This window comes from Arthrobacter sp. Br18, from assembly GCF_000520555.1.
Lineage (GTDB): Bacteria > Actinomycetota > Actinomycetes > Actinomycetales > Micrococcaceae > Arthrobacter_D.
On record NZ_KI914847.1, the window covers coordinates 37541 to 58619 of the forward strand.

Genomic DNA, 21079 nt, shown 5'->3' on the forward strand with positions numbered 1-21079 from the left:
ACTCCGTCGAAGGCGGCACTTCCCGTGCGCCAGGAGGGCCGAGCCCCCACGAAGGGAAACTCCGCCACGTCCGACGGAACGAAGACCCCCGGTTCTTGATGATCCCGGTTCTCGAGGAGCTGGTTCTTGCAGACCCCGGTTCTCGAGGAGCCGCCGAAAGGGCCGGGGCCAAGGAGTGCGTCGCTTTTCACGCCATTGGCCGCCCAATTGGTGTGTCGTCTCGCGACACGCCGCTTATCGGAGCGTTACTCCGTCGAAGGCGGCACTTCCCGTGCGCCAGGAGGGCCGAGCCCCCCACGAAGGGAAGCTCCGCCGCGTTCGACGGAACCCACCAACCCCGAAGCTTAGGGTCCCCGGTGCCTGAGGACCCCGCTGCTTAGGGTCCCCGGTGCCTGAGGACCCCGAACATGAGAGCACTCCGGACGCAGAAGAGCCCCGGACCGATAAGGCCCGGGGCTCTCCCGTTCAGGTGGACCGCGCTAGGGATTCCTAGCGGAAGTCGCCGCCCATGTCGTAGTCATCCAGCGGGATGGCATGGAACTCGGGGCTCATGCCGCCTTCGGCACCTGCGTAGTCGAAGTCGCTGAACGCGCTCGGACCGGTGAACAGGTTGGCCTTGGCTTCCTCGGTGGGCTCGACAGTGACCTTTGTGTAACGGTCCAGGCCGGTTCCGGCCGGGATCAGCTTACCGATGATCACGTTCTCCTTGAGGCCCAGCAGCGGATCGCTCTTGCCTTCCATGGCGGCCTGCGTGAGGACACGCGTGGTCTCCTGGAAGGAAGCTGCGGACAGCCAGGACTCGGTGGCGAGCGACGCCTTGGTGATGCCCATGAGCTCGGGTCGGCCTGAGGCCGGCTTCTTGCCCTCGGATACCACGCGGCGGTTCTCGTCCTCGAAGCGCCGGCGTTCCGCCAGCTCTCCTGGCAGAAGCGTCGACTCGCCCGACTCGATCACGGTGACGCGGCGCAGCATCTGGCGGACGATGACCTCGACGTGCTTGTCGTGGATACCGACACCCTGGCTGCGGTACACGCGCTGTACCTCGTCGACCAGAAACTCCTGGGCCTTGCGGGGCCCGAGGATCCGCAGGATCTGCTTGGGATCGACGGCACCGAAGACGAGCTGCTGCCCGACCTCGACGTGCTCGCCGTCGGTTACCAGCAGACGTGCACGGCGGAGGACCGGGTAGGCGATCTCCTCCGAGCCGTCGTCCGGAGTGACGACCAGGCGAAGCTGCTTCTCGGCGTCCTCGATGGTCACGCGCCCGGCAACCTCGGAGATCGGAGCCACACCCTTGGGGGTACGTGCTTCGAAGAGCTCCTGGATACGGGGCAGACCCTGGGTGATGTCCTCGGCAGAGGCAACACCTCCGGTGTGGAAGGTACGCATGGTCAGCTGGGTGCCCGGCTCGCCGATCGACTGCGCGGCGATGATGCCCACGGCCTCGCCGATGTCCACGGTCTTGCCCGTGGCCAGCGAGCGGCCGTAGCAGAGCGCGCAGGTACCGACGCTCGACTCACACGTGAGCACGGAGCGGACCTTGATCTCGGTGACACCGCCGGCGAACAGCTCGCCGATCAGCACGTCCCCGACGTCGGAGCCGGCAGGAGCCAGCACCCCACCCTTGGAATCGACGACGTCGGTGGCCAGCGTACGTGCGTACGCGGAGTTCTCGACCTCCTCGTGCAGGACCAGCTCGCCGTTGGCGTCCGGTACGGCGATGGTGACCTTCAGCCCGCGCTCGGTGCCGCAGTCGTCCTCGCGGACGATGACGTCCTGGGACACGTCCACGAGGCGGCGGGTCAGGTAACCCGAGTTCGCCGTCCGCAGGGCCGTATCTGCCAGACCCTTACGGGCACCGTGGGTGGCGATGAAGTACTCCAGGACCGACAGGCCTTCACGGTAGGAGGACTTGATCGGGCGAGGAATGATCTCACCCTTGGGGTTGGCCACCAGGCCACGGATACCGGCGATCTGCCGGACCTGCAACCAGTTACCACGTGCTCCGGAAGACACCATCCGGTTGATGGTGTTGTCCTTCGGCATGGCGGCGCGCATGGAGGCGGCTACCTCGTTGGTCGCCTTGTTCCAGATGTCGATGAGCTCCTGGCGGCGCTCGTCGTCGGCGATCAGGCCCTTGTCGAACTGCGACTGCACCTTGGCGGCCTGCGTCTCGTAGCCCTCCATGATGCCGGCCTTGTTGATCGGGGCCGAGATGTCGGAGATGGCGACGGTGACGCCGGAACGCGTGGCCCAGTAGAAGCCCGAGTCCTTCAGGTTGTCCAGGGTCGCGGCGGTGATGACCTTGGGGTAACGCTCCGCGAGATCGTTGACGATCGTGGAGAGCTGGCCCTTGTCGGCGACCTTCTCGACCCAGGGGTAGTCGTTGGGCAGGGTCTCGTTGAAGAGCACCTGTCCCAGCGAAGTCTCGATGAGCGCAGGCGTACCCGGCTCCCAGTCCTCGGGAGCGGCGACGTCGGCACTGGGCACGAAGTTGTCGACGCGGATGCGAACCACCGAGTTGAGGTGGAGCGCGCCCATGTCGAACGCCATGATCGCCTCGGCGACACTGGTGAAGACGCGACCCTCGCCGGCACTTCCCTCACGCTTGGTGGTGAGGTGGTGCAGGCCGATGATCATGTCCTGGGACGGAAGGGTCACGGGACGGCCATCGGAGGGCTTCAGGATGTTGTTCGAGGACAGCATCAGGATGCGCGCCTCGGCCTGGGCCTCGGGGCTCAGCGGCAGGTGCACTGCCATCTGGTCGCCGTCGAAGTCGGCGTTGAACGCACCACAGACCAGCGGGTGGAGCTGAAGGGCCTTGCCTTCCACCAGCTGCGGTTCGAACGCCTGGATGCCGAGACGGTGCAGGGTGGGTGCACGGTTCAGCAGCACGGGGTGCTCGGTGATGATCTCCTCGAGGACATCCCACACCTGGGGGCGGTAGCGCTCGACCATGCGCTTGGCGCTCTTGATGTTCTGCGCATGGTTGAGGTCGACCAGGCGCTTCATCACGAACGGCTTGAAGAGCTCCAGTGCCATCTGCTTCGGAAGGCCGCACTGGTGCAGCTTCAGCTGCGGGCCGACGACGATGACCGAACGGCCCGAGTAGTCGACGCGCTTGCCGAGGAGGTTCTGGCGGAAACGACCCTGCTTGCCCTTCAGCATGTCCGAGAGCGACTTCAGCGGACGGTTACCCGGCCCGGTGACGGGACGCCCACGGCGGCCGTTGTCGAACAGGGAGTCGACAGCTTCCTGCAGCATGCGCTTCTCGTTGTTCACGATGATCTCGGGCGCACCGAGATCCAGCAGGCGCTTCAGGCGGTTGTTGCGGTTGATGACGCGGCGGTACAGATCGTTGAGGTCCGACGTCGCAAAGCGGCCACCGTCGAGCTGCACCATCGGACGCAGTTCCGGCGGGATGACCGGGACGGCGTCGAGCACCATGCCCAGGGGGCTGTTGGTGGTCGTGAGGAACGCGTTGACCACCTTGAGGCGCTTCAGGGCACGCGTCTTGCGCTGGCCCTTGCCGTTCTGGATGATGTCGCGGAGCATCTCGGCCTCGCCGGGCATGTCGAAGTTCTCAAGACGCTTCTTGATGGCTTCGGCACCCATGGAGCCCTCGAAGTACAGGCCGTAGCGGTCGCGCAGCTCGCGGTAGAGGCCTTCGTCGCCCTCGAGGTCAGCGACCTTGAGCGTTTTGAAGCGCTCCCAAACCTGCACCAGGCGCTCGATGTCAGCGTCGGCGCGCTTGCGCACGTTCGCCATCTGGCGGTCGGCGGAGTCGCGGGCCTTCTTCTTCTCGGCAGCCTTCGCGCCTTCGCCCTCGAGGCGGGCAAGCTCGTCCTCGAGGTCCTTGGCGATGGTCGCGATATCGGAGTCGCGCTGGTCGATCATCTGCTTCTTCTCGAGGTCGTGCTCGGCCTGGAGGTTCGGCAGTTCGGCGTGGCGGTTCTCTTCATCGACCGAGGTGATCATGTAGGCGGCGAAGTAGATGACCTTTTCGAGGTCCTTCGGCGCCAGATCGAGCAGGTAGCCGAGGCGTGAGGGAACACCCTTGAAGTACCAGATGTGCGTGACGGGAGCGGCCAGCTCGATGTGCCCCATGCGCTCACGGCGCACCTTGGCACGGGTTACCTCGACGCCGCAGCGCTCGCAGATGATGCCCTTGAAGCGCACGCGCTTGTACTTGCCGCAGTAGCACTCCCAGTCCCGTGACGGGCCGAAGATCTTCTCGCAGAAGAGTCCGTCCTTCTCGGGCTTGAGCGTGCGGTAGTTGATGGTTTCCGGCTTCTTGACCTCGCCGTAAGACCAGCCGCGGATTTCATCCGCGGTGGCAAGGCCGATTCGCATGAGGCCGAAGGAGGATTCGCTGGACATATGGTCCCTGTTCTCTCTTTGTTCTCTAAATTCTTGAAGTCTTATGGGGTGCGGTGGGCAGTCAGGCCCGCATCGGACCGGTGTTCGAGGAAGCGGCCTTTAATATTTCAAGGCCGTCCGCGGCCGCCAGAAATTTCGTTGGCCGCGTTCGAACACCGGTTCGGTGTGGTGAAACCTAAACTTCCTCTACAGAACTCGGCTCGGCCCGTGAGAGGTCGATGCCCAGTTCTTCCGCGGCCCGGAAGACTTCTTCATCCGAGTCACGCATTTCGATCGTCGTGCCGTCGGTGGAAAGCACTTCCACGTTCAGGCAGAGCGACTGCATTTCCTTGATCAGCACCTTGAAGGATTCGGGAACGCCCGGCTCGGGGATGTTCTCGCCCTTGACGATCGCCTCGTACACCTTGACGCGTCCGTGGATGTCATCCGACTTGATGGTGAGGAGCTCCTGGAGCGTGTAGGCCGCGCCATAGGCTTCGAGCGCCCACACTTCCATCTCACCGAAGCGCTGCCCGCCGAACTGTGCCTTACCACCCAGCGGCTGCTGCGTGATCATGGAGTACGGTCCGGTGGAGCGGGCATGGATCTTGTCGTCCACCAGGTGGTGGAGTTTCAGGATGTACATGTAGCCGACCGAAATGGGATCGGGGAACGGCTCGCCGGAGCGGCCGTCGAACAGACGTGCCTTTCCGGAATCGCCGATCAGCCGGTCGCCGTCGCGCGTCACGTTGGTCGAGTTGAGCAGACCGACGATCTCGTCCTCGGTCGCGCCGTCGAACACGGGGGTCGAGACGGTGGTCGTGGCGACCTCGCGGGGCAGGTTCGGAAGGTTCTTGAGCCACTCGGGCTCGCCCTCGATCTTCCAGCCCTGCTTGGCGGCCCAGCCCAGGTGGATCTCCAGAACCTGGCCCACGTTCATCCGGCCCGGCACACCCAGCGGGTTCAGCACGATGTCGACGGGGGTTCCGTCTTCCATGAACGGCATGTCCTCGATCGGCAGGATCTTGGAGATGACGCCCTTGTTGCCGTGGCGGCCGGCCAGCTTGTCGCCGTCGGTGATCTTGCGCTTCTGCGCGACATACACACGGACCAGCTGGTTGACGCCGGGGGGGAGTTCGTCGTCGTTGTCGCGGTCGAAGATGCGGACACCGATGACCGTGCCCGACTCGCCGTGGGGAACCTTCAGCGAGGTGTCGCGGACCTCGCGGCTCTTCTCGCCGAAGATGGCGCGCAGCAGGCGCTCCTCCGGGGTGAGTTCCGTCTCACCCTTGGGGGTGACACGTCCCACGAGGATGTCTCCGGCCTCGACCTCGGCACCGATGTGGATGATGCCGCGCTCGTCGAGCGCTCCCAGCACCTCTTCGGAGACGTTCGGGATATCACGGGTGATTTCCTCGGCACCGAGCTTGGTGTCGCGGGCGTCGACCTCGTGCTCCTCGATGTGGATGGAGGTCAGCACGTCGTCGGAGACGATGCGCTGTGACAGGATGATCGCGTCCTCGAAGTTGTGACCCTCCCAGGACATGAACGCCACCAGCATATTCTTGCCCAGTGCCAGTTCACCCTGATCGGTGGACGGACCGTCGGCGATGATCGTGTTGTACTCGACCCGGTCACCCTCGCCGACCAGCACGCGCTGGTTGTAGGCGTTGCCCTGGTTCGAACGGGCGAACTTCATGATGGGGTAGTTCGTCTCGGTGCCGTCGTCGTTGAGGATGGCCACCAGATCGGCGGACACCTCCTTGACCACTCCGGCCTTCGTCGCCGTGACAGCGTCTCCGGCGTCGACCGCTGCGTTCTTCTCCATGCCGGTACCCACGAGCGGACGCTCGGAGCGCAGCAGGGGAACAGCCTGACGCTGCATGTTCGCACCCATCAGGGCGCGGTTGGCGTCGTCGTGCTCGAGGAACGGAATCAGGGCCGTCGCGACCGACACCATCTGGCGCGGGGAGACGTCCATGTACTCGACCTCGGTCGGCGTCACGAGCACGGGCTCGCCGGAACCTCCACGGGTACGCACCAGGACCATGTCCTCGACGAACGTGTTGTCCGCTGCCAGCGGGGCGTTGGCCTGGGCGATCAGGCGCTCCACCTCGTCGTCGGCGGTCAGGTAGTCGATCTGCTCGGTGACGAGGCCGTCGACCACCTTGCGGTACGGGGTCTCGATGAAGCCGAACGCGTTGATGCGTCCGTAGGACGCCAGCGAACCGATGAGGCCGATGTTCGGGCCTTCCGGGGTCTCGATGGGGCACATACGGCCGTAGTGCGAGGGGTGGACGTCGCGGACTTCCATGCCTGCGCGGTCACGGGACAGGCCACCCGGGCCCAGCGCGGACAGGCGGCGCTTGTGCGTCAGTCCGGCGAGCGGGTTGTTCTGGTCCATGAACTGCGACAGCTGGGAGGTTCCGAAGAATTCCTTGATCGCGGCCACGACGGGGCGGATGTTGATCAGCGTCTGCGGAGTGATCGCCTCGACGTCCTGCGTGGTCATGCGCTCACGCACGACACGCTCCATGCGGGACAGGCCTGTGCGGACCTGGTTCTCGATGAGCTCACCGACCGCGCGGATACGGCGGTTGCCGAAGTGGTCGATGTCGTCGACCTCGACGCGCAGTTCGACGTCGCCGCCGTCGCGCTTGCCGCCGAGAGTCTTCTCCCCGGCGTGCAGTGCGACGAGGAACTTGATCATCGACACGATGTCGTCGATGTTCAGGACCGACGCATCGGAATCCGTGAGGTTCTTGTCGATGCCCAGCTTGCGGTTGATCTTGTAGCGGCCGACCTTGGCGAGGTCGTAGCGCTTCGAGTTGAAGTAGAGATTGTCGAGGAGGGTCTGGGCTGCCTCGACGGTGGGGGGCTCTCCTGGACGGAGCTTGCGGTAGATGTCGAGCAGGGCGTCCTCACGGGTTTCCGTGGCGTCCTTCTCCATCGTGGCGCGGATCGAGTCGTACTGGCCGAACTCCTCGAGGATCTGTCCTTCGGTCCAGCCGAGGGCCTTCAGGAGGACGGTGACCGACTGCTTGCGCTTGCGGTCGAGACGAACGCCGACCTGGTCGCGCTTGTCGATCTCGAGTTCGAACCAGGCGCCGCGCGAGGGGATGATCTTCGCGCTGAAGATGTCCTTGTCGCTGGTCTTGTCGGCGGTGCGCTCGAAGTAGGCGCCGGGTGAGCGGACCAGCTGGGAGACGACGACGCGCTCGGTGCCGTTGATGACGAACGTCCCCTTTTCGGTCATCAGCGGGAAGTCGCCCATGAACACGGTCTGCTGCTTGATCTCACCCGTGTTGTTGTTCATGAACTCGGCCTTGACGTACAGCGGAGCCGAGTAGGTCGCGTCGCGATCCTTGCACTCTGCCATGGTGTACTTCGGGTCGGCGAACTCCGGCTCGGAGAAGCTCAGGGACATGGTGCCCTGGAAGTCCTCGATGGGGGAGATTTCTTCGAAGATGTCAGCCAGACCGGAGCTGGTGGCTACACCCTGCAGTCCCTTCTCCAGCGCTTCCTCAACGCGGGCCTTCCAGCGCTCGTTGCCGACGAGCCAGTCGAAGCTGTCCGTCTGGAGGGCGAGAAGATTGGGGACATCAAGCGGTTCGTGAATCTTTGCGAATGAGAGCCGGGGTGCGGCGCCGTCGGCGTCGACCTGGCTGGTAGCGGTTGCATTATTAGAGGTGCTCGGGGCGACCAAGAGGGATCCTTCCACAGACCGTCAGGCTTGTCAGCGCTCCGCACTCAGCACCGCCACCGCAGGTACGTGCGGGGATCTTAGTGCTAACCTGTGTCCAGCCGCATCGATAGAGAACCGAATGGCCCGTTAAACGACGAGAGCAGAACAAAGCCCACCGCTATATGAAGGCTGAGGTTTCGAGGGAAGACGCAAATCACTACACTACGGTACGTCTACCGCAATGTCCAATGCCGCGTCAACCCCTCCGGAAAGGCGTCCCGAACCCCGCTCCCCTGCCCGGAGCGGCCTCTCAGCGCACGCGCTCCTTCAGCGGACCCGTGCTGGTGTCGGACCGAAGCCGCTTGATGATCAACTCGGCACTGATGAGGCACATGGGGATACCGATGCCCGGGACCGTCGAGCTTCCCGCGTAGTAGAGCCCACCGACCCTCGCGCTCCGGTTGGATCCGCGGAAGAACGCGCTCTGCTTCAGGATGTGCGCGGGTCCCAGGGAGGTTCCGCGCCATGCGTTGAGGTCCTCCTGGAAATCCTGCGGTCCGTAGCTCCGGCGCACCACGATGCGTTCCGCGAGGTCCGGGATTCCCGCCCAATCCGCGATCTGGGCGATGACCTCGTCGGCGAGCTCCTCGACCCGCGCATCTCCCCCGCGCTCCAGGCCGCCCCGACCGATCGACACGTCCGCGGGAATGGGGACGAGGACGAACACATTCTCGTGTCCTTCGGGAGCCACCGTGCCGTCCGTGGCGCTCGGCCGGCAGACGTAGAGCGACGCCGGTGACGGTATGGACTTCTCCGAGCCGAAGATGCGGCCGAAGTTGTCGCGCCAGTCGCTGGTGAATAGGAGCGTGTGGTGTTCGAGCTGCGGCAGCCCGCCCTTCACTCCCAGGTAGAGCAGCAGCGCACTGGGGCCCGGAACCCGCTTCTGCCAGTATTTTTCCGGGTAGGTCTGCTGCGCGGCCGGAAGCAGCGTGGTCTCGGTGTGGTGGAGGTCGGCCGCCGACACGACGACGTCGGCGTCGACGGTGTGGACCGCCCCTGCCGTCCGGTAGGTCACGCTCCGGACCTCTGCCGAACGGCGGGACAACCTGTGCCTTCCGGAACGCTGCACCGGGGCGGTATCGATCGAGACCACGTCCGCACTGGTGCGGATCTCGACGCCGGCCTGCTCCGCGACCCGCCGCATCGCGTCGATCAGCGTGGTGAACCCGCCCATGGGGTAGAGCACACCGTCGTCGAGGTCGAGGTGACTCATCAGGTGGTACATGCTGGGCGCTTCGAACGGCGAGCTGCCGAGGAACACCGCCGGGTAGCCGAGGATCTGCTGGAGGCGGGGGTCCTTGAACCGCTTCGCCGCGAATCCGTGCAGCGGCTGGAGCAGCAGCCCGGCGATGCGGGGCAACCGCACCAGGACGTCGGGGCGGAGGAACGGCAGGAAGGACTGGAAGGTGGAGTACAGGAAGCGCTTCTTCGCCATGTCGTAGGCGTCCTCTGCGGAATCGAGGTAGTCCGACAGCGCCTTCCCCGCGCCGGCTTCCATCGATTCGAAGAGCTTGGTGACGGCCTCCCGGCCGGCCGGCACGTCGATCGTGTCGAGGCCCTGCTCGAAGATGACCCGGTAGCCGGGATCAAGCCGGACGAGGGTGAGCTGCTCCTCGGCGCTGGTGCCCAGAAGCCTGAAGAAGTGGTCGATGACCTCGGGCATCAGGTACCAGGACGGGCCCGTGTCGAAGCGGAAGCCGTCCTTTTCCCAGGATCCGGCGCGCCCGCCCACCTGATCCCGCTTCTCCAGCAGGGTGACGGCGTGGCCCTCGTCCGCCAGCAGGGCGGCGGAGGCGAGCCCGCCGATTCCGCCGCCGATGACGACGACGCGGCTGCCTGCCACACGCGTCTTGGGGTTGCCCTGCTGCACGGTCATGGTGTCCTTTCCTGTGCGGCCGGAACCGGGACCGCACTTCCGGTGAGTGCGCGTGCCAGGATGCGCAGTTTGACCGGATTGGGCACCCGGACGCGCGCACGCAGCAGCTCTTCGGCCGGAGTCCTGCGCAGCCGTTCAGCAAGCTCGGTGAACAGGCTCTGCGCGAGGGCGACGGCGCGGCGTGGGGAGGCAGGCAGCCCGGGAAGAGCCGCCGCGGAGAGCCGGAGGTCCTCGTCGATGTCGTCGAGCAGCCGGTGCTTGTCCTCCTCGGTGAATCGGCCCGGCCGGATGCCCGGGAAGTAGCTGCGCCCGAGCGTGGAGAAATCCTCGGCGAGGTCCCGCAGGAAGTTGATCTTCTGGAACGCGGCTCCCAGGTGTCTCGCCCCGTCCACCAGCACGCGCTCCTCGGCCGCCGGGACCGTCCGGCCGACGAGGAAGGTTTTCAGGCACATCAGCCCCACCACCTCGGCCGATCCGTAGACGTACCGGTCGAACGACTCCTGGGTGTGCTCGGTCTGCGTGATGTCCGCGCGCATCGATGCGAAGAAGGGCCGCGTGAGGGTGGCGTCGATCCCGGTCTTCCGGGAGGCGACGGCGAAGGCATGGACCACGAGGTTGACGCTGTAGCCGGTCTGCAGCGCCGTTTCCGTCTCCAGCTCCAGGGCGTCGAGGAGCGCCTCCACTGCCGCCGGATCGAGGCCGGCGCCGGCGGCCGCGCCGTCCACGATCTCATCGGCCACCCGGACCAGCGCGTAGACGGCTTCGATGTGGCCGCGCGTCCTGCGCTCCAGCAGCCTCGAGGCGAGCCCGAAGGACGTGGAGTAGCACCGGATGACCTCTCCGGAGGTCCGAAGCGCTGCGGCGTCGTAGCGCGCGAGTGCAGTATCGACACCCATCTCAGCGCACCCGGTCGACGACGGCGGTGACCACTGGCTCGAGCGCCGCGCGCAGGGCGGGCGGAACGCCGCCCGTTTCGAGGTGACGGCGTGCGCGCATGGCATAGTCCGCTGCCAGCTCCGCCGAATAGTCCTTCGCCCCGCTGTCGACCAGCACCCGCCGGACGTACTCGGCATCGGAGGCCGACATGTGCGGAGACCCGACGAGCGAGGAGATGCTGTCCCACTCCGGGCGGGCTGCGACGAAGGAGAGCAGGGCGGTGCGCTTGCCCTCGCGGAGGTCACCCCAGTTGGTCTTGCCGGTGCGGGTTTCGTTGCCGAAGACCCCCAGGAGGTCGTCGGCGATCTGGTAGGCGATCCCGGCATCGCGGCCGAAGTCCCCCAGTCTCGCGATCACGTCCTCCCCTGCGCCGGCGAGCACGGCGCCGGCCTGCAGCGGTCCCTCGAAGGAGTAGACGGAGGTTTTGAGCCGGGCCATCCGCACGATGTCCTCGAGGGGCGGCATGTGCGGGTTGAGTGCGGTCTCGATGTCGAGGAACTCACCGGCAGCGGAGGCGAAGACGGCCTCGTCGAGGATCTCGTTGAGCCGCCGCCGGGTGGTGCCGTCGGTTTCGACCCGGTCGAGCAGCCGGTAGGCGTTGGACAGGGCAAGGTCTCCGGCGATGACGCCCGCGGAGAAGCCGATATGCTCCGCCGTCGCGGTGGGCGCCCCGGCCGCGCTGGCGATGGTGCGGTACCGGCCGGAGACGTTCGGGATGCCACGGCGGACGAAGTCGCGGTCGATGACGTCGTCGTGCACGATCAGTGCTGTGTGGAGCAGTTCGAAGGCCGCGCCCACCACGGCCGCGTTAGCGTCGTCGTTTCCCCCGAGCATCCGGTAGGCGGACATCACCATGCGGGGCCGGAACCGCTTGCCGCCGGCCGTGCATTTCTCCAGCGTTTCCCAGAGCCCGAGGTATCCGGGCCCGATCCTCGCGGCCCGCAGCTTCGACTCGTCGAAAAAGCGTTGGAGCACACCCTCAACCTGCTCGAGCCCTCCGGGCTCAACCAGCAGGCTGTCCATGTCCATAGGTAAAGTAAACACGGACAGGACGCCGCTGACGAAACGGGCAGGGAATTGCCCCGCCGAGGGAGTCTGCGGTGACATGCCATCCGGAGGTCGGATGCAGCAGAAAAAGGTGGAGGCAGCATGACACGGCTTGCAGGCAGTACCGGGGTAGAGCCGGAATTGGTGGTGTTGCTTGCCGAGGACGGCAGCCCGGTAGGCACCCATGAGAAGGCGACGGTCCATTCCGCCTCGACGCCGCTCCATCTCGCCTTCTCCACCCACGTGTACAACGCGAACGGGCAGATCCTGGTGACGCGCCGCGCGCTGTCGAAGCGGGCCTGGCCCGGCGTCTGGACCAATTCCTTCTGCGGCCACCCGGGACCGGGCGAGAGTGCTGAGGACGCGATCGTCCGGCGCGCATCGCAGGAGCTGGGCATGAGGGTCACCGGAGTCACGCCCGCACTCCCCGACTTCCGGTACCGCGCCACCGACGCGTCCGGCGTCGTCGAGAACGAGATCTGCCCGGTCTTCACTGCCGTGATCGACGGTGGCCTCGACCCGTCGCCCGACGAGGTCATGGACTGGCAGTGGGCGGATCCGGCCCGGCTCGTTCCCGCAGTCACCGCGGCTCCCTGGGCATTCAGCCCGTGGCTGACGCTGCAGCTGCCGCTCCTCTACCCTTCCGGAACGGCACCCGCCCCGAATTTCAGTTAGCAGACATTAGCTGAACGACCGGTGACGCGCTAGCCTTGAAACAGCCGGACTTCAACGATGAAAGTGAGCACTGCAGCCCATGGCAACTCCAACACCCACCCCGCAGGACGTCGTCATCGTGGGCGGTGCCCGCACACCGCAGGGCCGGCTCAACGGCCAGCTTGCTCCCTTCACCGCCGTCGAGCTCGGCGCCTTTGCCATCACGGGCGCCCTGGCGAACGCCGGCGTGGCCGCGGCCGACGTCGACGCCGTCATCATGGGGCACGTGGTGCAGGCCGGCTGTGGCCAGAACCCTGCGCGCCAGACCTCCATCCGGGCCGGAATCGGCTGGGACGTACCCTCCGTCACCATCAACAAGGTGTGCCTCTCCGGGCTCACCGCCGTCATCGACGCCGCGCGGCTGATCCGCAGCGGCGAGGCGACCGTGGTGGTGGCCGGTGGTCAGGAGTCGATGACCCGCGGACCGCACCTACTTCCCGGCTCGCGCCAGGGCTGGAACTACGGGAACATCCAGGCGCTCGACGCCGTGGCGAATGACGGACTGACCGACTCCTTCGACAACGAGTCGATGGGCGCCTCGACCGAGCGTGGCAACACGGCCCTGGGAATCGACCGCACCGCCCAGGACGAGGTCGCCGCCGCATCCCACCAGCGCGCGGCCGCCGCGACCGAGGCCGGGGTGTTCGCCGAGGAGATCGTTCCTGTGGCGGTGCCGCAGCGGAAGGGCGAGGACCTTGTCCTCACCACGGACGAGGGCATCCGGCCCACCACGACGACGGCGACCCTCGCCGGGCTGCGTCCGGCGTTCGACCGGGAGGGCACGATCACCGCGGGCAATTCGTCGCCGCTCTCCGACGGCGCGGCAGCACTGATCGTCACCACGAGGGAAAAGGCCGACGAAGCCGGGCTCTCCGTGCTGGCCGTGGTCGGCGCACCGGGCCAGGTTGCTGGCCCGGACAACTCCCTGCATTCCCAGCCTTCGAACGCGATCACGCAGGCGCTGCAGCGGGCAGAGTGGTCGGCGTCTGACCTCGACTTCATCGAGATCAACGAGGCGTTCGGCTCGGTGGCATGCCAGTCCCTCAAGGACCTCGACTACCCGTTCGAGAAGTGCAACATCCACGGCGGGGCGATTGCCCTCGGCCATCCGATCGGAGCTTCGGGGGCGCGGCTCGCACTGCACGCCGCATTCGAACTCAGCAGGCGCGGCAGCGGCAAGGCAGCGGTCTCCCTCTGCGGCGGTGGCGGCCAGGGTGAGGCACTGCTGCTCTGGCGCGAGGCATAGCTCCGACGCGTCCGGGCGAACCCGCAATGCAAAAACGGCCCTGACTCCAAGGAGTCAGGGCCGTTTCGGTGTCCGGGCAGCCAGGCTGCCCGAGCGGTATTACTTGAGCGTGACGGTGGCGCCGGCAGCTTCGAGGGCTTCCTTTGCCTTCTCCGCAGCTTCCTTGGTCGCACCTTCGAGGACGGCCTTGGGGGCGCTGTCGACAACGTCCTTGGCCTCCTTCAGGCCCAGCGAGGTCAGGGCGCGGACTTCCTTGATCACTGCGATCTTCTTGTCGCCGGCAGCCTCGAGGACTACGTCGAAGGAATCCTTCTCCTCTTCGACCTCGGCACCTGCGCCGCCACCGGCGGGGCCGGCAACTGCAACAGCAGCGGTGACATCGAAGGTCTCCTCGAACAGCTTGACGAAGTCCGAGAGCTCAATGATGGACAGTTCCTTGAAGGCTTCGATGAGCTCTTCGTTGGTGAGCTTGGCCATGGCTAAGCATCCTTTCTGTGGTGGTGCACTGCACCGGAGTGTGATGGGTGAAGAGAACTACTTCTCTTCAGGTGCTGCAGCTTCCTCGGCGGGAGCCTCTGCAGGTGCAGCGGCATCCTCAACAGGTGCACCGGCGTCTTCAGCTGGTGCGGCACTGCCCTCGTCGAGCTTGAGGCGCAGGGCATCGACGGTGCGGGCAAGGGCGGCCATGGGTGCTTTCAGCACACCGGCAACCCTGGCGAGCTGGAGTTCACGCGACTCGAGGGCTGCCAGGGCAGCAACCTCTGAAGCATCGAGGGGCTTGCCCTCGAAGATTCCGGTCTTGATGATGAGCTTGGGGTTGGCTTTCGCGAAATCCGTCAGGCTCTTCGCAGCAGCGATGGCGTCGCCCTTGATGAAGGCGATCGCGGTGGGTCCGGCGAGCTGGCCTTCGAACGCGTCGATGCCAGCTTCCTTGGCCGCAATGCCTGTCAGGGTGTTCTTGACGACAGCGAACTTGGTATCTCCACCGAGTGAGCGGCGAAGATCCTTCAGTTGTGCAACTGTGAGCCCACGGTATTCGGTCAGGACAGCAGCTGTGGATTCCTTGAAATCATTCGTCAGTTCCTCCACCGCAGTTACCTTTGTTGGCGTTGCCATAACCCTCCTTCCGGGGAATATAGGCCGGTTTGTCAGCCCAATAAAAAACGCCCCGCGCAGATGCACGGGGCTGCTCGACGAGAAAACGCTGACGTCTCCCGGAGAAAAGCTTCGTTCACCTGCGCTGGCCGTCCCTTACGGGAGCTTTCGGATGCGTCTCCTTACTTTTCACACGGCATTGCCGCGAAGGAAAAGGTGGAGGACATCGACCGACGGTCTTTGGTTCCTCTAGGCTACGCGATGGGCCGCGGACTTCCCAAATCGACCCGTCCGGCATCCGATGTGCCCCTGTGTCAGCGCAGCTTCTTCTGCCAACCGGCGGTAGCACCCACGGGCCGGAATCCGAGCTCGACGTTGACAGCCAGCATGAAGCTGTTCTCTGCCGCGTTCCAGGTGTACAGGCGCTCGACGGCGGGCCATTCGTCCCGGAGACGCCGCAGGTTCGGGGCCTTCATCCGGTACCCGAGCCGGTGCCCCCGGTGCCCGCGGAGCACGAGGGTGTCCTCCTGGTACGCGACGAACGGCGCCTTCCTGCTCGAATGAAGCACGGTGTGCCCGACGAGAGCGCCGCTTCCCTTCTCGACCGCGGCGCAGACGAGGCTGAGGCCGCCTCCGGCGACGTGTCGCTCCTCATCGGCGCGGATCCGCTCCGCGTCCCACACTTCCTCCTCGAGGACGAAATCTCCCAGGGGCGCGTCGGTGCTCATGAACCGCCGCAGGACGGCGTACCTGTCGATCAGGCCATCCGGCACCCGGTTCTCCCAGAAGACCATTCCGTAGCCATCGGCACCGTCGGTATCGTGGGCAGGCAGACCTGCCGTGGAGGGTGGGAGCAGGCTGATCCGGTCCACCTGCGCGAGATCGTACTCCTCGGACAGGGCGAAGGACGCTGCGGCGCTGTGCTTCGGATAGCCGCCTGCCCCACTGCCAGGAACAAGCACCTCCGGGTCCGGAATGGCGGGAAGGCGCATCTCGCTCCAGCCCATGATGACCGTGCGCCCGAGCCGCCGTACGTGGTTCTCCGCCGTCGCGTGGAGTACCTTCGCCACGCCCTGTCGGCGATGACCGGGGTGAACCAGGATATCCAGGTAGCACGTCGACAGGTTGTCGGCCAGCGGAACATCGAGCACGGCGCAACCGACGAGTCGACCGTCGCTGCGCGCCAGGAACACGTGGCGTTCCTCGTAGTCGTCGTGCCGATAGGCCTCAAGCCTGCGCTCCGGGTCCAGGCAGAAATCGTCGTTGCCCCAGATGCCACGTTGGACGGCATCACAAAGGTCGCTGAACCCGATGAAGCGTTCTCCCCCGGGGCCGTGCAGGCTCCCGGGAATGACCAGCGGTTCGATCAGCGGCACCGGCGTTGTCATGCCACCAGCGTAGGCCAATCCCGATTGGGAACAGCCAACTGGTCACCGGAAGGGGCCGGTTGTCAGCTTCTTCCGCGGGAAGCGCCTGGGAAGTGCCGTGATTGGAAGGGCACACGGCGTGTCGCGACGCGGCGCGCCGGTGAGCGGCAGCGTCCGTTTTCAAGGGCGGCAGATCTGGAGCACTCCGACGGCACCCGTTGCCGACAGCCCGCCGGGGCGTGGAGCGACACCGACAACGACGGCAACGCGCAGGGAGCAAAAAGAAAGCCCGCACCGGGAGCGGTGCGGGCTTTCCTCGACCAAGGGCAGGCCTAGACGACTGCCAGGACCTTGGTGACGTTCGGATCGACCGGGATGCCCGGGCCGAAGGTGGTCGAGACCGTGGCCTTCTGGATGTAGCGGCCCTTCGACGCGGAGGGCTTCAGGCGAAGCACCTCTTCGAGAGCAGCGGCGTAGTTCTCCGCGAGCTTCTGGACGTCGAAGGACACCTTGCCGATGATGAAGTGGAGGTTGGAGTGCTTGTCCACGCGGAAGTCGATCTTTCCGCCCTTGATGTCGGTGACTGCCTTCGCAACGTCTGCGGTGACTGTACCGGTCTTCGGGTTCGGCATCAGGTTACGCGGGCCGAGGATCTTGCCGAGGCGTCCCACCTTGCCCATGAGGTCGGGAGTGGCGACGGCGGCGTCGAAGTCGACCCAGCCGCCGGCAACCTTCTCGATCATGTCGTCCGAACCGACGAAGTCGGCTCCGGCGGCAATCGCTGCTTCGGCGCGGTCACCCGTGGCGAACACGAGGACGCGGGCGGTCTTGCCCGTACCGTGGGGCAGGTTGACCGTGCCGCGGACCATCTGGTCGGCCTTGCGGGGGTCGACGCCGAGACGGAACGCTACCTCGATGGTGGCGTCGAACTTCGACGGGTTGGTTTCCTTCGCAAGAACTACTGCGTCGAACGGGGCGTAGTGGGCGTCCGCGTCGATCTTCGCGGCAGCCCCCCGGTATGCTTTGCTGCGCTGTGCCATCTGCTTTTTCTCCTTATGCAGTCGTGGTCTGCGGACCGCGCTGGGCCCTGCCACACGGCGCCGTCCACCCGAGGGGCAATCGGCGTCGTTCTATGGATGAGATTGGTGGATCGGGCGGCAGTGCCGCCCTGTCCGGGTGGAAGAGAGTGCTAGCCCTCGACCGTGATGCCCATGGAGCGGGCGGTGCCGGCGATGATCTTGGCTGCAGCCTTCACATCGTTGGCGTTGAGGTCCTCCATCTTCATGGTGGCGATCTCCTCGACCTGTGCACTGGTCAGGTTGGCAACCTTGACCGTGTGCGGCGTTCCGGAACCCTTGGGCACGCCGGCAGCCTTCTTGATGAGCTCGGCAGCCGGTGGGGTCTTCGTGATGAAGGTGAATGAGCGGTCCTCGTACACCGTGATCTCCACGGGGATGACGTTTCCGCGCTGGGCTTCTGTCGCAGCGTTGTACGCCTTGCAGAATTCCATGATGTTGACACCGTGCTGGCCAAGCGCAGGACCAATGGGGGGTGCCGGGTTGGCGGCACCTGCCTTGATCTGCAGCTTGATGAGGCCGGTGACCTTTTTTCTGGGGGCCATGAAAGGGTCCTTTTCTTGCATTGCGTCCCCCGGGACAGGAGCGTCCCGTGGGTTTTCGGTCATCATGGCGTGATGACCAGCCGCTGTTCCCGGCTAAAGCGGGCCGGGAACAACGAAGCTGTGGCTCAGGTCCTACTGGATCTTGGTGACCTGGCTGAACGAGAGCGTTACCGGAGTCTCACGCTCGAAGATCGACACCAGCACGACGAGCTGCTGCGATTCGGGCTTGATCTCGGAAATGGTCGCGGGCAGGGTCTCGAACGGTCCTTCGTTGACCGTCACCGACTCCCCGACCTCGAAGTTGACCGTGACCGGCGCGAACTGCGGCTTGATCGGCTTGCCCGACTCGGCATCGGTATGGACCACCGTGTGCTCGAGCATCGAGAACACTTCCGACAGGCTGAGCGGCACGGGGTTGTGGGCGTTACCCACGAAGCCGGTGACGCCGGGAGTGTGCCGCACGGCGCCCCACGACTCGTCGGTGAGTTCCATGCGCACCAGGACGTAGCCGGGAATACGGACACGGTTGACGATCTTCCGGGCCGTGTTCTTGATCTCGACGACCTCTTCCATGGGCACCTGGATTTCGTAGATGAAATCCTCCATGTCGAGCGTCTGGATACGGGTTTCGAGATTGGCCTTGACCCGGTTCTCGTAGCCTGCGTAGGAGTGGATGACGTACCAGTCACCGTCCTGGCGCCGAAGCTTCGCCTTGAACACTGCAACCGGATCTTCCTGCGCAGGAGCCTCGGGCTCGGCGTCGGCGTCGCTCTCCGCGTCGGGATCTGCGTCAGCGTCGGAAGCGTCGGCATCGGAAGCGTCCGCGTCGGGAGCGGCGTCAGGATCACCGGAAACGTCAGCGTCGGCGTCCTCGGCATCAGGGCCGACGTCCGCTGGAGTTTCCGCCGTCGGCTCTGTTCCGGCGACGTCGATCTCGACCGCCGCCTCCGCTACCTGATCCTCGTTCTCCAGACCATCATTTTCGGTTGTGATCTGCCGTTCGAGTTCTTGCTCGGACACCTAGCCGCCTGCTTTCTGGAAATCTTCTGCCGTGCATTGCTTGTACCCGTGGGCCACGGAAGTGAGCCACGAAATGGAACCGCGCCTGAGCGCCGCGGGCCGGGATCAGCGTCAGCTGTCTCCGAATACCCAGACGGCGCCGGTGCCGAACACGAAATCGAGTGCGGTCACGATGAGGATCATGATCACCACGAAGGTCAACACGGTGATGGTGAACCTCACCAGCTCCTGGCGTGTGGGGGTCACAACCTTCCGGAGCTCGGCAATCACCTGGCGGACGAAAAGGACGATGCGCCCGAAGAACCCGCGCTTGGGGGCTTCCTGTTCGGAAGGGCTTCCCTTGGAGCTGCTCGCAGCCGTGTCGGTCACCTTCAACCTCATCAATCTGTGTGGTTTCCCAGCCGGACCACCGAAAGCGTTCCCAGCTGATCATGTGTACTGCCGGACAGAACCGCTGCCTGTACCGGAGCTTCGTGATCTTATTCCTGCCGCACCGCCGCATTCCTACTGCGGCGGCTATGCGCAGGGCAGACAGGACTCGAACCTGCAACCTGCGGTTTTGGAGACCGCTGCGCTACCAATTGCGCCACTACCCTTCGTACTGAACCCGATCCGCCAGCTCTTCCAAGCCGCTTCCCGGGCGCTGTGCATTCCGGTGTTTGAACACCGAGGATCAAGTCTACGCAATCGCCGCCGTTCCGTCGAACCGGACAGCCGCACCCGGAACCGCTCGCACCGCCCGGCGTTCCTTCCATCCCAGCGCAGGACGACCGCCTAAACTGGGGACGGCAATACCCTCTTGACGAAACGGGACCCGATGAACGCGACCACCGACGACTCGACGCGCCAGAACCTTCCGCGCATCTCCCGCAGGATCGCGTCCATCGCGGAGTCCGCGACGCTGGCCGTCGATGCCAAGGCGAAGGCCCTCAAGGCAGCAGGCAGGCCGGTGATCGGGTTCGGGGCCGGCGAACCCGATTTCCCGACGCCTGGCTACATCGTGGAGGCCGCTATCGACGCCGCGCGGCAGCCCCGGTTCCACCGCTACTCCCCCGCCGCAGGGCTCCCCGAACTCCGGCAGGCCATCGCGGAGAAAACCCTGCGCGACTCCGGCTATCGCGTGGATCCGGCGCAGGTCCTGGTGACGAACGGCGGCAAGCAGGCCGTCTACGAGGCGTTCGCCGGCCTGCTCGATCCAGGGGATGAGGTGCTGGTCCCTTCGCCCTACTGGACCACGTATCCCGAAGTGATCCGGCTCGCCGGCGGTGTCCCGGTGGAGGTGTTCGCCGGCCCCGAGCAGGGCTACCTCGTCACGACCGACCAGTTGGAGGCCGCGCTCACGGCCCGGACCAAGGTGCTCCTGTTCGTCTCGCCGTCCAACCCCACCGGGGCCGTCTACGGGCCGGATGAGGTACGGCACATCGGCGAGTGGGCGGCCGCGCGCGGTCTGTGGGTCGTCACCGATGAGATCTACGAGCACCTGACGTACGACGGCGTCCCCTTCACCTCGATCGCCACGGCCGCCCCCGCGCTGGGGGACAGACTCGTGATCGTGAACGGCGTCGCGAAGACCTACGCCATGACGGGGTGGCGCGTCGGCTGGATGATCGGGCCGAAGGACCTCATCCGGGCGGCCACCAACCTCCAGTCCCATGCGACGTCGAACGTCGCGAACGTTTCCCAGATGGCTGCGCTGGCTGCCGTTTCCGGCCCTCTGACGGCCGTGGAGGAGATGAAGGTCGCCTTCGACCGGCGGAGGCGCGCGATGGTCTCCGGTCTCAATTCGATCGACGGCGTCGAGTGCCCCACGCCGCACGGTGCGTTCTACGCCTATGCCGATGTCCGTGCCCTGCTGGGGCGCACCCTGGGCGGCGCGGCTCCCGCGACGTCGGCGGAGCTCGCTGCCCTGATTCTCGAGAAGGTGGAGGTAGCCGTGGTGCCGGGCGAGGCCTTCGGGCCGAGCGGCTTCCTCCGATTGTCCTACGCCCTCGGGGACGAGGACCTCGCGGTCGGGGTCGGTCGGCTGCAGGAATTCCTGTCGTCGGCCCGCTGA

At 65.6% G+C, this 21079-nt stretch carries 16 protein-coding genes and 1 tRNA gene; 3 read left to right on the forward strand and 14 right to left on the reverse strand.

What is annotated here, in order from left to right:
- The 6 genes from Y704_RS24810 to Y704_RS0103880 all read right to left on the reverse strand — a co-directional run.
- Positions 1-191 (reverse strand): hypothetical protein (locus tag Y704_RS24810; RefSeq protein ID WP_035771540.1); only part of this gene is annotated, 191 nt, incomplete at its 3' end.
- 298 nt (positions 192-489) lie between these two features.
- The gene (locus Y704_RS0103860) at positions 490-4380 is read right to left on the reverse strand and encodes a DNA-directed RNA polymerase subunit beta' (RefSeq protein WP_026549127.1); all 3891 of its coding nucleotides are present in this window, start codon (positions 4378-4380) and stop codon (positions 490-492) included.
- 175 nt (positions 4381-4555) lie between these two features.
- Positions 4556-8065 carry a DNA-directed RNA polymerase subunit beta gene (gene rpoB, locus Y704_RS0103865; RefSeq protein WP_026549128.1) on the reverse strand — a complete coding sequence of 1170 codons (3510 nt, stop codon included), beginning with the start codon at positions 8063-8065 and terminating at the stop codon, positions 4556-4558.
- Positions 8066-8354: 289 nt separating this feature from the next.
- Positions 8355-9980 carry a phytoene desaturase family protein gene (crtI, locus tag Y704_RS0103870; protein ID WP_051476667.1) on the reverse strand — a complete coding sequence of 542 codons (1626 nt, stop codon included), beginning with the start codon at positions 9978-9980 and terminating at the stop codon, positions 8355-8357.
- Positions 9977-10876, reverse strand: a complete 900-nt coding sequence (locus Y704_RS0103875) for a phytoene/squalene synthase family protein (protein ID WP_026549130.1) — start codon at positions 10874-10876, stop codon at positions 9977-9979. Before Y704_RS0103875 ends, crtI begins: the two co-directional genes overlap by 4 nt.
- A 1-nt stretch (position 10877) precedes the next feature.
- The gene (locus Y704_RS0103880) at positions 10878-11945 is read right to left on the reverse strand and encodes a polyprenyl synthetase family protein (RefSeq protein WP_051476668.1); all 1068 of its coding nucleotides are present in this window, start codon (positions 11943-11945) and stop codon (positions 10878-10880) included.
- A 120-nt stretch (positions 11946-12065) separates the two neighbouring features.
- Between Y704_RS0103880 and idi the strand changes: the two genes are divergently transcribed.
- Together idi and Y704_RS0103890 are read left to right on the forward strand one after the other, a co-directional pair.
- Complete coding sequence (gene idi / locus Y704_RS0103885; protein WP_035771543.1) at positions 12066-12638, forward strand: isopentenyl-diphosphate Delta-isomerase; 573 nt, start codon at positions 12066-12068, stop codon at positions 12636-12638.
- 79 nt (positions 12639-12717) lie between these two features.
- Complete coding sequence (locus Y704_RS0103890) at positions 12718-13923, forward strand: acetyl-CoA C-acetyltransferase (RefSeq protein WP_026549133.1); 1206 nt, start codon at positions 12718-12720, stop codon at positions 13921-13923.
- Positions 13924-14022: 99 nt separating this feature from the next.
- Here the strand turns inward: Y704_RS0103890 and rplL are convergent, their stop codons facing one another.
- The 8 genes from rplL to Y704_RS0103930 all read right to left on the reverse strand — a co-directional run bounded on the left by rplL (position 14023) and on the right by Y704_RS0103930 (position 19622).
- The gene (rplL, locus tag Y704_RS0103895; RefSeq protein ID WP_026549134.1) at positions 14023-14400 is read right to left on the reverse strand and encodes a 50S ribosomal protein L7/L12; all 378 of its coding nucleotides are present in this window, start codon (positions 14398-14400) and stop codon (positions 14023-14025) included.
- A 57-nt stretch (positions 14401-14457) separates the two neighbouring features.
- Positions 14458-15039 carry a 50S ribosomal protein L10 gene (gene rplJ, locus Y704_RS0103900; RefSeq protein WP_026549135.1) on the reverse strand — a complete coding sequence of 194 codons (582 nt, stop codon included), beginning with the start codon at positions 15037-15039 and terminating at the stop codon, positions 14458-14460.
- Between the two features lie 293 nt (positions 15040-15332).
- Complete coding sequence (locus Y704_RS0103905) at positions 15333-16406, reverse strand: GNAT family N-acetyltransferase (RefSeq protein ID WP_026549136.1); 1074 nt, start codon at positions 16404-16406, stop codon at positions 15333-15335.
- A 311-nt stretch (positions 16407-16717) separates the two neighbouring features.
- A complete protein-coding gene (gene rplA / locus Y704_RS0103910; RefSeq protein WP_026549137.1) occupies positions 16718-17425 on the reverse strand; it encodes a 50S ribosomal protein L1 in 708 nt (235 codons plus the stop codon).
- 149 nt (positions 17426-17574) lie between these two features.
- Positions 17575-18006: a 50S ribosomal protein L11 gene (gene rplK / locus Y704_RS0103915; protein WP_026549138.1), complete on the reverse strand. Its 432-nt coding sequence runs from the start codon at positions 18004-18006 to the stop codon at positions 17575-17577.
- A gap of 132 nt (positions 18007-18138) precedes the next feature.
- Positions 18139-19026 (reverse strand): transcription termination/antitermination protein NusG, encoded by an 888-nt coding sequence (nusG, locus tag Y704_RS0103920; protein WP_026549139.1) that lies wholly within the window; start codon positions 19024-19026, stop codon positions 18139-18141.
- Between the two features lie 111 nt (positions 19027-19137).
- The gene (gene secE, locus Y704_RS0103925; protein WP_026549140.1) at positions 19138-19395 is read right to left on the reverse strand and encodes a preprotein translocase subunit SecE; all 258 of its coding nucleotides are present in this window, start codon (positions 19393-19395) and stop codon (positions 19138-19140) included.
- Between the two features lie 154 nt (positions 19396-19549).
- Positions 19550-19622 (reverse strand) — tRNA-Trp (locus Y704_RS0103930).
- A 221-nt stretch (positions 19623-19843) separates the two neighbouring features.
- Here Y704_RS0103930 and Y704_RS0103935 point away from each other — a divergent pair.
- Positions 19844-21079: a pyridoxal phosphate-dependent aminotransferase gene (locus tag Y704_RS0103935; protein WP_051476670.1), complete on the forward strand. Its 1236-nt coding sequence runs from the start codon at positions 19844-19846 to the stop codon at positions 21077-21079.

Bases quoted from the DNA above. Each gene is read 5' to 3' on its own strand.
- Y704_RS0103860 (WP_026549127.1), bottom strand. From the start codon at position 4,380: ATGTCCAGCGAATCCTCCTTCGGCCTCATGCGAATCGGCCTTGCCACC.
- crtI (WP_051476667.1), bottom strand. From the start codon at position 9,980: ATGACCGTGCAGCAGGGCAACCCCAAGACGCGTGTGGCAGGCAGCCGC.
- Y704_RS0103875 (WP_026549130.1), bottom strand. From the start codon at position 10,876: ATGGGTGTCGATACTGCACTCGCGCGCTACGACGCCGCAGCGCTTCGG.
- Y704_RS0103880 (WP_051476668.1), bottom strand. From the start codon at position 11,945: ATGGACATGGACAGCCTGCTGGTTGAGCCCGGAGGGCTCGAGCAGGTT.
- idi (WP_035771543.1), top strand. From the start codon at position 12,066: ATGACACGGCTTGCAGGCAGTACCGGGGTAGAGCCGGAATTGGTGGTG.
- Y704_RS0103890 (WP_026549133.1), top strand. From the start codon at position 12,718: ATGGCAACTCCAACACCCACCCCGCAGGACGTCGTCATCGTGGGCGGT.
- rplL (WP_026549134.1), bottom strand. From the start codon at position 14,400: ATGGCCAAGCTCACCAACGAAGAGCTCATCGAAGCCTTCAAGGAACTG.
- rplJ (WP_026549135.1), bottom strand. From the start codon at position 15,039: ATGGCAACGCCAACAAAGGTAACTGCGGTGGAGGAACTGACGAATGAT.
- Y704_RS0103905 (WP_026549136.1), bottom strand. From the start codon at position 16,406: ATGACAACGCCGGTGCCGCTGATCGAACCGCTGGTCATTCCCGGGAGC.
- rplA (WP_026549137.1), bottom strand. From the start codon at position 17,425: ATGGCACAGCGCAGCAAAGCATACCGGGGGGCTGCCGCGAAGATCGAC.
- rplK (WP_026549138.1), bottom strand. From the start codon at position 18,006: ATGGCCCCCAGAAAAAAGGTCACCGGCCTCATCAAGCTGCAGATCAAG.
- Y704_RS0103935 (WP_051476670.1), top strand. From the start codon at position 19,844: ATGAACGCGACCACCGACGACTCGACGCGCCAGAACCTTCCGCGCATC.